This window comes from Streptomyces sp. NPDC032745, from assembly GCF_055579465.1.
This window is the reverse complement of sequence record NZ_JBVING010000008.1, coordinates 344,861-356,827: the sequence shown is the minus strand read 5'-3', so window position 1 is coordinate 356,827 and position 11,967 is coordinate 344,861. Positions and strand designations below refer to the sequence as shown.

Sequence of the window (11,967 nt, the reverse complement as noted above, 5' to 3'; positions counted from 1 at the left end):
GACGGATTCGCTGACGGCGGACCCGTCCATGGATTCGGGTCCGCCGTTGCGGCGGCGGACACCCCTTAAGGGCTGTCCCGCAATGACCTGGAGGCCCGCGTCAGGGCAGAAAAGAATGCGATGCCATGTGCGCAGTGTGGGTACGGTGCCGGAGTGATCGACTTTGATGGTGCTTGGCTGGGTGCGGAGGCCGCGCGGCGGTTGGCGGAGGCGGACTGCTGTGAGATGGCTCCAGGGCTCACGGAGGAAGAGTTCAGCCGGATCGAGGCGGCCTACGGGTTCGAGTTCTCCCTGGAGCATCGTGCTTTCCTGGCGGCAGGGCTGCCGGTTGCCTCACCTTCCGAGGAAGGTGCGACGTGGCAGCAGCCCTGGCCCGACTGGCGTCACGCTGATGAAGACGACCTGCGCCACCGGCTGGAGTGGCCGGTACGAGAAGTGCTGGGCGACGTCGCCCATGGCAGCTGGCATCGGGCCCTGGGGGCGCGTCCCACCTCTGATGAAGAGGCCGTGGAGGTGGCCCGAGCGGTACTTGCACGAGCGCCACAACTCGTTCCCGTCTACGCGCACCGCTTCATACCTGCAGGTCGCGACACTCCGGGACATCCGGTCCTGTCGGTGTGGGGAACCGACATCATCTACTACGGTCACGATCTGGCCGACTACATCGACCACGAGTTCGGCGAGGTCGACGAGGACGCACCCTGGGCTCCGCAGGCGTCCGTGCCGTTCTGGAAGGACTTCCTCGGCTGAGATTGTCCCCGGCTGGTGCCGGTCGTAAATGATCTCTGTCGTGCCTGGTGTGATCGCGGCGTCGGAGCCGATCACGGTCCTGCTGACTCGGAGATCTTTACGGGACAGCCCTTAGCCCGAACGGGTGAGTTCCCTAGCCGCTGGTGACCGGGATGTTGATGCCGAGGTTGCGGAGCAGCACCCACTCGACCTCCTTCCCGATGGGGAACTCGCCCGCGACTTCGGTGTCGGTGACGACCGGGAGGACCGTGCCCGTGGGGTCCTGCTCCACCAGGTTGAGGTGGAGCACCTCGGGCGTCGCCACGATCGGCGGGCTGGCGAGTTCCAGTGCGAGCCGGAAGCCCGAAGAGGGGCAGGCCGCCACACCCTTCACCCGGACCGTGCGTCTGCCGTCGCCCGTCCGGTATTCCGTGGCCTTGAAGTGCTCGGTCTTGTACTCGCACGAAGGCCCGTCGGCCGGTTCAGCCATGTTCGCTCCTCTTGTACGGGGTGCTGCCCCGGAGGCCGGTGTTCGGCGCCGGCCCGTATCGGCAACACCACACGGCATCACCCTCGGCGCTCCCGCCGGGCCGCGCAACTCCGCCACCCCCCGGGATACCGGCCGGACGCCCGGTCCGTGGCTAAGGGCTGTCCCGTAACCCCCGGCGGGCGCACGACGACAGCTGCGGCACCTCGCCGCGTTGTCGGAGCGCCCGGATACGCCCGGTATGAGGACGCTCCTCCGCCTTGCGATGCACCGCATCTGACGCCGCGCGCTGATCCACCGGGGATTACGGGACAGCCCTTAGCCTGGGCTGCATGAACTCCTCCGCCGCACCCGGCCCCGCCGCCGCCCCCGACCGGTACACCGTCGTCCTGCGCCCGGGGCTCACCGAGCCCGGTGGCTCCCCGCGCCGCGGCGTGCTGCGCACCGCGGCGGTCGAGGCCACCGGCGAATTCGGGGCATCCGGCTATCCGCGGTACGCGGGCGAGGGCGTACAGGCCGACATCGACCCGAGGACCCGCACCGTCGAAGCGGTGACGGTCGACGGCGCGGAACTCCCGTACGGCTGGGTGGCCCAGGTCGCAGACGCCTGAGGCCGTGACCGGGGCATTGTCAGTGCTCCCGCCTATGTTCAGCAATGTCCCGCCGATCGGCGCGGAACTCCCCTTGCTGCATAGGAGATGGGTGCGTTGTCAGACTGGGAGAGGTCGAGCACGGCCCGGGTGGTACCACCCGCGCGGCCGCGCAAGCTCGCCAAGGTCCCGTTCGTCGAGCTGGCCGACGGGCGCTTGCAGGGCGTGGTGTCCAGCGGTTCGGACATAGAGCGCGTCTACGTCTCGTCGGTCGCGGCCGGTACCCATGCGTTCACCTGCAGCACCAACAACAACCGGCCCTGCGGCGGCGCACGGGGCTCGTTCTGCAACCACATCAAGGCCCTGATCACCGAGGCGGTGCTCCAGTACGGCGCCCCGCGCGTCGCCCGCTACCTGCGGGTCGACGCCCCGGACGGTGAGCCCACTGCACTGAGCATCGCCGCCGACATGAGCAGCACCCGTCCTCCGCAGGGGGACAACCAGGCCGCTGCGCCCGTCTTCAGCCGGTTCCTGCGCCACCTGGCCTACCTGGAACTCGCCCCGACCACCGCACCGTTGCCGGAGATGCAGTGGTTCCCGCCGACCAGGGCGTCGGCGATGGGGGTGCCCCCGCGCGAGCCCGGTCCGGGCGCGGGGGAGCGCACCGGCCTGCTCGCCGAAACCATCGAAGGGCTCGACGAGGCCCTCGCTGCCGTCGATGCCTTCGACGCGGCTCTCGTCGCCGGTCTGCTCCGTCCCCGTCCCGCCCAGGCGGCCGGCCTGACCGAGTTCGCCCAGGCCGTCGCGGGGACACCGCTGGCCGCCAGGGTCGCCGAAGCGGCCGGGAAGGCAGCGGCCGGAGCCGCCGGCGAAGACCATTTCGTGGCCCTCGCCGCCGCCCGCACCGCACTGCTCGGCTCCGTCCACGACGCACTGACGACCCGCGTCGACGAGGTGACCGGCCGGGCGCGCAGCGAGGAGACCGCCCCCGTGTCCGGCGGGCAGCAGGCGCCGAACCTGCTCGCCGCCGCCCGCTCCTGGCTCTCCGATCTCGCCCGCGCCGGCTGGCAGGGCATCGACCACGACCTGGTCTCCGGGTCGGCGCCCGTCGTCTCCGCGATGCTCCCCGACCCGGAGCTGCGCCGCCTGGCGACGCTCCTCGACGGGTTCGCCGCCGAACTGGCCGCCTCCTGCCCGGGCGTGTCCCTGGACCGCATCCCCGCACGCCGCTGGGCCGACCTGTGGTCGCGCGCCCTGCTGCTCACGCTGCCCGGCGCCGCCGGCGTACCCGCCACCGGCACGGCCACCGGCCGGCTCCTGCCCCTCGGCATCGACCTGCACGAGCACGCGACCGCCGTACAGGCCCAGGTCCATGCGGTGTTCGAACCTGCGGACGGCTCCACACCCCGACTGGTCCGGGCCGGCGTCGCGGTGCCGAAGCCCGACACGGTCGTCGAGGCAGGCCTGTGGCAGCTGCTCCGCCCGCACATGTCGCTGCTGGCAGCCGCCGGCGAAGGCCGCTCGATGGAGCTCGCCGACATGCCGATCACCGCCGAGGGCGACCTGATCTGGAGCGAGGCGCACGCGCGCTCGGGCGAGCCCGCCGACGCCTTCGCCACCGCCCGCGTGGCTCTGCCCGCCGCGGCCGCTGCGGCGACGGCGCCGCTGGACCGGCACCCCGCGCGGATCGCCGTACCCGTCTTCCTGGAGGGCTACGCCACCCGGAAGGAAGACGACGGCGCACTGACGTGGACCACCGCCGGCAGCGAACTCACCGTCGACGCGGACCGGATCCCGACCGCAGGCCCCCTCACCCCGGAAGCCGTTGCGGCGTCGAGCGCGTGCATCGGCCTGCTCCGCTGGGACGCCGGGACGTTCACCGTCCAGCCGCTCGCCGTCGAAACCAGCGTACGGAAGAAGGCGGTCGCGGTGCACGCCGGGGCGTGGGCGGGCGGCACGGCCGACAAGGCCGGCGTGAAGGCCGAGAAGGCGGCCACCGACGCCGCGGCGGTGCTGCGCGAGCGAGCGGGAAGGCTGCTGCGGAAATGACCGGACAGGAAACCGGGGTGCTCCCCGCCCCCGAAGACAACCGCCGGCAGGTCCTGTACTGGCGGCTCCTCGCCCGGCTCTTCGACCAGGAGGAGCAGGCGACGCTCGAGTCGGCGAGCCTGGCCGTCGTCGAGGACATCGGCCTGCCGACCGCCCTGCTGGACCCGCAGGTGTCCGTCGATTCGATCGTGCAGCGCCACCCGGAGCTGGCCGCCGAGTTCGAGGGCCTGATGGTGCCGCCCGAGACCGGGCCCGCCTCACCGGCCCCCGGCGACGACGGACGTGACCGCGCAGCCGAGGTAAGGCGCGCCGCCCTGGTGTCGAAGGTACTGCTCAACGTGTTCGCCTCCGCTTCCGGCACGGTCACCGCCGGGCAGCTGTCGCGCTGGCAGTCCGACGCGGCATGGCTGGAGCGCTCCTTCGGCTGCAAGCCGGGAGAGCTGCGCGGTGGCCGGGCCGGGGGAGCCGGCGTCGGCCCGACGGGTACCGGCGGCGGTACGACCCCCGACCTCAGCCGGCTGATCCCGGCGATCGGCCCGGAACTCGGCGCCATCGAGGCCGACCTGGTCAAGCGCATGCACCTGCGCGAGGTGCTCGCCGACCCCAAGCTCGCCGCACGGCTGACCCCGAGCATGTCCCTGATCGAGCAGCTGCTGCGCGACAAGAACAACCTGTCCGGCGTGGCCCTGGCCAACGCCAAGGCCCTGATCCGCCGCTTCGTCGACGAGGTAGCCGAGGTGCTGCGCACCCAGGTGGAGAAGTCCACGGTCGGCGCCCTGGACCGGTCGGTGCCGCCCAAGCGGGTGTTCCGCAACCTGGACCTCGACCGGACGATCTGGAAGAACCTCACCAACTGGAGCCCGGAGGAGGAGCGGCTGTACGTCGACCGTCTCTACTACCGGCACACCGCGCGCAAGACGACGCCGCAGCGGCTGATCGTGGTCGTCGACCAGTCCGGCTCCATGGTGGACTCGATGGTCAACTGCACCATCCTGGCCTCGATCTTCGCGGGGCTCCCGAAGGTGGACGTCCACCTGATCGCGTACGACACCCAGGCGCTCGACCTCACCCCGTGGGTGCACGACCCCTTCGAGACCCTGCTGCGCACCAACCTCGGCGGCGGCACCGACGGCACCGTCGCGATGGCGCTGGCCCAGCCGAAGATCGCCGAGCCCCGCAACACCGTCGTGGTGTGGATCTCGGACTTCTACGAATGGCAGACCGAGCCGCTGTTCGAGAGCATGGCCGCCATCCACCGCTCGGGCGCCAAGTTCATCCCCGTCGGCTCGGTGACCAGCTCCGGCCGCGGCAGCGTCAACCCGTGGTTCCGGGAGCGCTTCAAGGACCTCGGCACGCCGGTGCTCTCCGGCCACATCCGCAAGCTCGTCCATGAACTCAAGACGTTCCTCGCTTAATACCCTTCATCCTTTTGAGAAAGGCCCCGACATGTCCGACCTGTTGCGTGCCCCTGCCGAGATCAAGTACGCCGAGGAGCTGGCCTGGCTCGAGTCCGTCGACGACGGCCCGAAGCCCTTCTCCTGGCGCCTCTCCCCGAAGATGGTCCGCCTGTTCATCCTGGGATCCGAGCGCTCCGACGGCCTTGACCGGGAGATCCCGCAGAAGTGGTACGGCGACCGCAGCTTCGTCGAACGTTCCATCGTCACCCTGGCCTCCGACCGCGGCCTGCTGCTGATCGGCGACCCCGGTACGGGCAAGAGCTGGCTGGCCGAGCTGCTGTCCGCCGCGATCTGCCGCAACTCGACGCTGGTGGTGCAGGGTACGGCCGGCACCACCGAGGACCACATCAAGTACTCCTGGAACGTGTCCATGGTGATCGCCAAGGGCCAGTCCCGGGAGTCGATGATCCCTTCGCCGATCATGACGGCCATGGAATCCGGCGCGATCGGGCGCTTCGAGGAGCTCACCCGCTCCACCAGCGACGTCCAGGACGCGCTGATCTCGATCCTGTCGGAGAAGTACATCTCGGTCCCCGAGCTGGACAGCGAGAACATCGTCTTCGCCAAGCCCGGCTTCTCCATCATCGCCACGGCCAACAGCCGTGACCGCGGCGTCAACGACCTGTCCTCCGCGCTGAAGCGCCGCTTCAACTTCGTCCGCATCCCCGTGGTGACGAACAAGAAGAGCGAGGAGGAGATCGTCCGCTTCCGCACCGAGGAACTGCTGCGCCGCCACCAGATCGAGCTGGACGTGCCCCCGACCCTGCTCGACGTGCTGCTGCAGAGCTTCGCCGATCTCCGGGCCTCGGCAGCCGCCGCGGGCAGCGACGACGAGAAGCTGGAGTCGGCGCTGTCGACCGCCGAGCAGATCGGCGTGCTCGAGGACGCGATCCTGCACGGCAACTTCTTCGGCGAGCGCACCCTGACCGCCCAGACGCTGGCCTCCTCCCTCGTCGGATCGCTGGCGCGGCGCGAGCCGGAGGACCTGGCCATCCTCAACAAGTACCTGCACGGCGTCGTCGAGCCGCGCAGCAAGGAAGAGGGCGGCTCCTGGCCGGAGTTCCTGGAGGGCGGCCGCAACGCGATCGCCACCCTGTCATGAGTCCCGTACAGGAGGGGACGGCCTTCGACGCGCTGCGCACCCAGCTGCAGGAGGCCGCGACGGCCTTCGCCGACGTCCCCGACGCGCTGGAGGGCATCCTCCTCGGCATCGTCGACGACGTCGACCGCGCCGTACGCGAACCGCTGGAGGTCTTCCCCGTCTGCCACCACTCGCCGGCCTCGGCCGTCGCGATGGCCCGGCGGCTGCGGGAGAAGCAGCCGAAGGTCGTCTACCTGGAGCTGTGCGAGGACATGACGCCGCTCCTGACCGAGCTGCGCAACTGCCGTCTGCCGGTGGCGGTGCAGGCGTTCGCGAGCGAGGTCGACGGCTTCCCCGTCGAATGGGCGCCGCTGTCGGTCGTCGCACCGATCACCGAGGCGTCGGCCGAGTACCAGGCGATCGCCTATGCACTGGACACGCCGGGCGTCGAGCTGGTCCTCGTCGACCGCTCCTCGGACCACGTGTTCCAGTGGCAGGCGGCCGGGGCGCAGTCCGCGGCCGAGCCGGCCGATGCGGACGCGCCGCCGGCCGACGAGGAGGCCGCGCTGCACGGCGACGCCGTCGGCGTGGAGATCGGCGACCTGCGCCCGCGCTTCGCCGAGCTGGAGGAGCACCTGCTGCACCACGGCCGCGTGCGGCACTGGTCGGAGTGGTGGCACCAGTACGTCGAACTTCCCCTCGGCGACAGCGACCACGACACGTACCGGCAGGTCATGCTGCTGATCGGCAGCCTGTTCCGGCGGCTCGCGCCCGGGGACCCGGGGCGGGTCCGCGTGGACGAGGACCGCGAGCGCCACATGTGGACCAGGATGCGCGCACACCTCGCCGCGACGGGCACCGATCCCGCGGACTGCCTCTACGTCTGCGGCGCGTTCCACGCGGCCAGCCGCGTCGCCGAGTTCGGCGTCGAAGGCACCGACACCTTCGAGATCAGCCCGCCCAGTGCGAGCACGTGGCAGTACGGACTCATCCCGTCCAGCCATGCCGCGATCGAGGCGCAGTTCGGCCTCGCCGCCGGCTCCGTGTCGATCGCCGCGACCCAGTGGGCGAAGAACCTCAAGCGGACCCGGGTGCAGCCGTTCCGGCTCGCGGGGCAGGCGGGCGCCAAGAAGGCGGCGAAGCCGCGGAAGACGGCGGCCCCGGCATCCGTCCCGGCAGCGCCGGACTCGGCCTCCGGCATCCCCGCGGACATGCTCTCCGGGTTCCTGCAGCGTCCGCCCGTCCTCGACCGGCTGGACGAGGCCGAACTGCTCGGCTGGTCGGTGGAGATCGTGCGCGCCGCGCGGCGGGGCGGCTACCTCGCCTCGACGGCCGACGCCATCGCCGTGTTCGAGACGTCGATCCTGCTGGCCGGCATGCGAGACCGGGCCAAGCCCACCCCGTACGACTTCCAGGACGCGGCGATCACCTGCATCGAGAAGGACAGGGTGCCGGGCCGGCGCGACGTACGGCGCCTCGTCGAGATCATGATGGGCGGCGACCGGATCGGCCAGGTCGGCTACGAGGCGCTGCCGCCGCTCGCGCGCGACGTGCACGACCGGCTCGCACCGCTGGGCCCGGCGCTCCAGCAGCGCGGTGTGCAGCGGGCCTTGCTGGACATGGCCTCCCGTCCCGAACTGGAGAAGTGCTCCGACGTCCTGTGGATGCTGCGCCACCTGATGCCGCAGGGCTCCGCACGGCCGATCATGGGCGAGCGGCGGCTCGGCGAACGGCCGATCCAGGAGTCGTGGGACCTCGCCCTGGGCACCCATCAGCGGGCGCTCATCGAGCTCGGCTACGAGGGTGTCAGCATCGAGCAGGTCCTGGAGCAGCGCCTCCGGCGCACCGCGTACGGGCCGCAGGCCACCACGGAGACGGTACTGCAGGCCGTCGAGGACGCGACGCTGTACCTGCGCAGCCGCCGTCTCGCCGACGAACTGGGCACACGCGCCCTGGAGGTCCTGGCGACCGAGCGCAGCGTCGACGGCGCACCGGAGGTGCTGCAGCGGGTACGGCGGCTGCTGGGCCACTACCGGACCAGTGAACCGGTGCTGCCGGCGTGGATCGAGTCGTTCGTCAAGACCGGCTACGCGCACTACTGCACCCTGCTCCCGACGGCGTTCACCGACGAGGACGCGACGGTCCGCCAGGTCGCGGCGATGCTGGGCTTCCTGTTCGGCATGGAGAGCCTGGCGCTGTCGCTGGGCTGCGACCGGACCCAGCTGGAGCTGGCCTTCGCACAGTCGCATCCGAAGGAGCCGTCGAAGGTGGCGCTGCTGTGGGCGGCGCAGGTGCACCTCGGACAGCTCTCCCGTGCGGAGCTGCGGGCGCGGTGCGACGGCCTGCTGGGCAACCCCCTGGTGGTGCCCGCCTATCCGCACTACCTGAGCGGATTCCTGCAGGCGCTGGAGCCGGTGCCGCAGTTGGCCGACTTCGTGGTGGAGGCGGTGTCGAACGCGTTCGCGCGGCTGCCGGATCCGGTGCTGCTGCCCTGGCTGCCGACCCTGATCACCGGCCTCCGCTCGGGTGGCGCGGAGCTGGCCCCGCTGCTGATCCGCGAGGCCGGCCGGACCTTCCCGGGCCGGCTCGCGGCACTGGACACCTGGATCCCGCCGTGGCAGGTCTCCCCGCAGGCACCGCCGCCGCCGACCCGCGCCAGGGCCGCCGCACTGCTCACCACCCACCCCGAGCCGTGCAACGCGCTGGCGGCCCTGTTGGGCTGTGCCGACCCCTGGACCCCGTCGGACCCCACCCCCGCAGGCGCAACCCTGACCACCCGCCACCCGGCAACGGCCCTGGCCCTGGAGGCACTCCTGCTGCTCTGACGACACTCCCCAAGGGTCAGCGGTAGTCGTCCGGGTGGCCCTGCATCCAGATGTTGATCTTGTCGCGGGTGCCGAGCAGCAGGGTCTGGTGCTTCTTCAGGTTCTCGAAGGAGCGGTCCCCGGCGAGCTCCGCGTCGAGCTTCTTGATCAGGGCGATCGGCTCGGGGAAGTGGCCGGGGCCCTTCGGGTCGGCCTTCATCGCCGCATCCATGCGGTGCAGTTCGTCGTGGACCCGCCCGAGGAAGTAGGCGCAGTTCCCCGGGGTACACGATTCGCCCAGGGTGGCCTGGAGGCCCGCGAAGGCGTCCCGTACCAGGCTCACCGGCTCGGAGCTCTGGGCCGACGGCGTACGGGACGCCGAGGGCGAGACCGGCGCCGAGGCGTTGGGCGCCGCGGAGCTCGATGCGCTCGGGGTCGCCGCGGGTGCGCTGCTCGGGGCGGACGAGCCGCCGGGCGACGCGCTCCCCTTCGGGCTCGTCCCGCAGGAGACGCCGAGCGCCGCCAGGGCTACGGCGACGACCGCCGCACCTCGCATCTTGGATATGGGCATGGCCATGACTTCCCCCGTGATCATTGAGTCGCCTGACTCTACTTGGCAACGGGGGTTGACGAGGCGCTCTCGCCTCCCCGTTCCTCGACGCCCCGGCCGACGGCGCCCGCCGGCCGGTCGCCGACAGCTCGCCGCCCCCCGCGGCGATCGGTCTGCGGTGATCCGCGCGCCCGGCAGGCGCGCGGCGCACGTGCGGGTGACGGTTCGGGCTGGTGGAATGGCTTCTTCGGCTGCCGGGCCGGGGAGGTGTCTTGTCGGAGCATGACGGGAGGTCCGCCGGGCCCCCGGGGGAGTACGAGGCGCTGCTCGCGCGGCTGCGGACGACGGAAGCCGCGGCCGAGCAGATCGGGACGCGGCTCGACGAGACCACCACGTGTGAGGAACTGGCCGGCTTCCTGTTCCGCAACCTGTGCGACGCGGTCGCGGTGGAGCTGAGGGCCGAGGACGGCGGGCTGAACCGGGTCGCGGTGGCCGGGGCCCTCGGACTGCTGACCGCCCCGGCCGACGGGTCGACCTCCGTACGGGCCACGGACGGCGGACATCCGCTCTCCGAGTGGGTGGTGTTCTCCGGCGGCGCCCCCGCGCACCTCGTCTCGGTTCCGCTGCTGGCCCGCGACCGGGTCTTCGGCGCGGTGCTCGCCGTACGCGCCCGGGGCGGCTTCAGCGACCACGAGGCGGCGACGATCCACTTCGCGGCCCGCTTGGCGGCGGTGCACCTCGGCCATGCCCGGGAGCTGGCCGCCACCGAGGACACCGCGATGAACCTGCAGCGCGCGCTGGTGGCGGAGCCGGGTCGGCCGCACCCGAATCTGGAGATGGCCAGCCGCTATCTGCCGATGGGCTCCAGGGCCCTGGTGGGCGGGGACTGGTTCGAGACGGTCCGGCTCCACTTCGGCCGCACCCTGCTGGTCGTCGGCGACGTGATGGGCCACGGGCTCGACGCCGCCGTGGACATGAACACCTACCGCTCCACGCTGCGCGACGTGGCCTCCACGGATCTCGCCCCGCACCGCGTGCTGCGCCAGCTGGACGCCCTGGTCGCCGAGGATCCCGCCCGCCGGCCGGCCACCTGCCTGCTGGTGCGGATGGATCCCACGCGAGGCGTCGCGGACTTCGCCAGCGCCGGCCACCTGCCACCCGCGATCTTCGGGGCGGACAGCTCGGGGGCCCTGGTCGACGTGCCGGTGGGTCCGCCGCTGGGCACCGGGGTGGGCGGCTACGAAGGCGTCACCCGGGCGATCACCACCGAGGAGACCCTGCTGATGTTCACCGACGGGCTGGTGGAACGGCGCGGCGAGGACATCGACGCGTCGCTGGCCCGGCTGGCCGGACTGCGGCTGCCGGTGGGTGCGGCGGTGGAGGATCTGGTGGACGCCGTGGTGGCGGGCCTGGACGCCCGCCACGCCGAGGACGACGTCGCGGTACTCGCGGCCCGCATCCGCCGCCGCAGGCCGTGAGGTCAGCGATCGCGGCGCGGACGAAGACGTCCAGGTCTTTTGCCGGCAGATCGCGCAGCCGGGCCGACAGTCCCGGCGGCTCGTCGCCGACGCTGGGTGGGGGAGTCGTCAGCAGGCCGTCAAGGATGGGGGGTTGGGCGGAAGGGAGGCGTCAAGACGGGCTGGTGGCGGGGTGATGGGGGCGCAGAATGATCTCGCGACGGCAGCGCGAGACGGGTTCGCGGGCGACCGGGCGGCGGCTGAGCGGCTGGTGACCTGACACTGCCGGGACGACGCCCACCGGACCGGCCCGTGGGGGGCCGGAAGCGACGGACCGTGCTCCCGTTCGTCGCCGTCGCACGACACAAGGGCCGCTCGGTCGGCAGCTCCAGGGGGGTGCTGCGGCCGGGCGGCCTACGTGGACGGCTGTGCCAGTCAGGCCAGCCGGGCCAGTCGGGCTTCGAGGCCGTCCAGGATGGCCTCGATTCCGAACTCGAACTTCCGGTGCGTCATCTCGGCCGGGTCGGCCACCGCATGCTCCTCCAGGCGGGCACGCAGCCGGGGGTACCGGGAGGCGATCCCGGTCGCCCATGTCACCACGTCCTGCACCGGACCGTCGCCCTCCGCGCCCCTGCCCGGCCGGATCTGCGCCTTCGTCATCGCCGCCGTCATCGCCTCGTCGATGGCCGAGCCCGCCACGAACGTGCAGGCGGTGTTCACGGCCCAGTCGAGGTCCCACCCCCTCATGAGCTCGCAGCGGGAG

At 71.8% G+C, this 11,967-nt stretch carries 10 protein-coding genes and 1 pseudogene; 8 read left to right on the top strand and 3 right to left on the bottom strand.

Features of this window, described 5'->3' with window-relative positions; genetic code table 11:
- Positions 1-153: 153 nt before the first annotated feature.
- The gene (locus ACZ5WG_RS22745; RefSeq protein WP_468725451.1) at positions 154-750 is read left to right on the top strand and encodes a hypothetical protein; all 597 of its coding nucleotides are present in this window, start codon (positions 154-156) and stop codon (positions 748-750) included.
- Positions 751-883: 133 nt separating this feature from the next.
- On the opposite strand, the gene ACZ5WG_RS22740 is transcribed toward ACZ5WG_RS22745, so the two are convergent.
- Positions 884-1,219 (bottom strand): hypothetical protein, encoded by a 336-nt coding sequence (locus tag ACZ5WG_RS22740; protein WP_468725450.1) that lies wholly within the window; start codon positions 1,217-1,219, stop codon positions 884-886.
- Between the two features lie 329 nt (positions 1,220-1,548).
- Between ACZ5WG_RS22740 and ACZ5WG_RS22735 the strand changes: the two genes are divergently transcribed.
- The 6 genes and pseudogenes from ACZ5WG_RS22735 to ACZ5WG_RS22710 all read left to right on the top strand — a co-directional run bounded on the left by ACZ5WG_RS22735 (position 1,549) and on the right by ACZ5WG_RS22710 (position 9,218).
- The gene (locus ACZ5WG_RS22735) at positions 1,549-1,827 is read left to right on the top strand and encodes a hypothetical protein (RefSeq protein WP_468725449.1); all 279 of its coding nucleotides are present in this window, start codon (positions 1,549-1,551) and stop codon (positions 1,825-1,827) included.
- Between the two features lie 87 nt (positions 1,828-1,914).
- Positions 1,915-2,424: pseudogene (locus tag ACZ5WG_RS22730) on the top strand (hypothetical protein); the annotation flags it as partial.
- The gene (locus ACZ5WG_RS22725) at positions 2,425-3,855 is read left to right on the top strand and encodes a hypothetical protein (protein ID WP_468725539.1); all 1,431 of its coding nucleotides are present in this window, start codon (positions 2,425-2,427) and stop codon (positions 3,853-3,855) included.
- Positions 3,852-5,270 (top strand): vWA domain-containing protein, encoded by a 1,419-nt coding sequence (locus ACZ5WG_RS22720; protein WP_468725448.1) that lies wholly within the window; start codon positions 3,852-3,854, stop codon positions 5,268-5,270. Before ACZ5WG_RS22725 ends, ACZ5WG_RS22720 begins: the two co-directional genes overlap by 4 nt.
- A gap of 31 nt (positions 5,271-5,301) precedes the next feature.
- Complete coding sequence (locus tag ACZ5WG_RS22715; protein ID WP_468725446.1) at positions 5,302-6,414, top strand: ATP-binding protein; 1,113 nt, start codon at positions 5,302-5,304, stop codon at positions 6,412-6,414.
- The gene (locus tag ACZ5WG_RS22710) at positions 6,411-9,218 is read left to right on the top strand and encodes a DUF5682 family protein (RefSeq protein WP_468725445.1); all 2,808 of its coding nucleotides are present in this window, start codon (positions 6,411-6,413) and stop codon (positions 9,216-9,218) included. Before ACZ5WG_RS22715 ends, ACZ5WG_RS22710 begins: the two co-directional genes overlap by 4 nt.
- Before the next feature lie 16 nt (positions 9,219-9,234).
- On the opposite strand, the gene ACZ5WG_RS22705 is transcribed toward ACZ5WG_RS22710, so the two are convergent.
- A complete protein-coding gene (locus ACZ5WG_RS22705; protein WP_468725443.1) occupies positions 9,235-9,768 on the bottom strand; it encodes a hypothetical protein in 534 nt (177 codons plus the stop codon).
- Positions 9,769-10,019: 251 nt separating this feature from the next.
- On the opposite strand from ACZ5WG_RS22705, the gene ACZ5WG_RS22700 reads away from it, so the two are divergent.
- Positions 10,020-11,225, top strand: coding sequence for a PP2C family protein-serine/threonine phosphatase (locus ACZ5WG_RS22700; RefSeq protein WP_468725442.1), 1,206 nt, complete (start codon positions 10,020-10,022; stop codon positions 11,223-11,225).
- 414 nt (positions 11,226-11,639) lie between these two features.
- On the opposite strand, the gene ACZ5WG_RS22695 is transcribed toward ACZ5WG_RS22700, so the two are convergent.
- Positions 11,640-11,951: a TetR/AcrR family transcriptional regulator C-terminal domain-containing protein gene (locus ACZ5WG_RS22695; RefSeq protein ID WP_468725441.1), complete on the bottom strand. Its 312-nt coding sequence runs from the start codon at positions 11,949-11,951 to the stop codon at positions 11,640-11,642.
- Positions 11,952-11,967 lie beyond the last annotated feature (16 nt).

Excerpts from the sequence above, each read along its gene's own strand:
- ACZ5WG_RS22740 (WP_468725450.1), bottom strand. The coding sequence starts at position 1,219 with ATGGCTGAACCGGCCGACGGGCCTTCGTGCGAGTACAAGACCGAGCAC.
- ACZ5WG_RS22735 (WP_468725449.1), top strand. The coding sequence starts at position 1,549 with ATGAACTCCTCCGCCGCACCCGGCCCCGCCGCCGCCCCCGACCGGTAC.
- ACZ5WG_RS22725 (WP_468725539.1), top strand. The coding sequence starts at position 2,425 with ATGGGGGTGCCCCCGCGCGAGCCCGGTCCGGGCGCGGGGGAGCGCACC.
- ACZ5WG_RS22720 (WP_468725448.1), top strand. The coding sequence starts at position 3,852 with ATGACCGGACAGGAAACCGGGGTGCTCCCCGCCCCCGAAGACAACCGC.
- ACZ5WG_RS22715 (WP_468725446.1), top strand. The coding sequence starts at position 5,302 with ATGTCCGACCTGTTGCGTGCCCCTGCCGAGATCAAGTACGCCGAGGAG.
- ACZ5WG_RS22710 (WP_468725445.1), top strand. The coding sequence starts at position 6,411 with ATGAGTCCCGTACAGGAGGGGACGGCCTTCGACGCGCTGCGCACCCAG.
- ACZ5WG_RS22705 (WP_468725443.1), bottom strand. The coding sequence starts at position 9,768 with ATGCCCATATCCAAGATGCGAGGTGCGGCGGTCGTCGCCGTAGCCCTG.
- ACZ5WG_RS22695 (WP_468725441.1), bottom strand. The coding sequence starts at position 11,951 with ATGAGGGGGTGGGACCTCGACTGGGCCGTGAACACCGCCTGCACGTTC.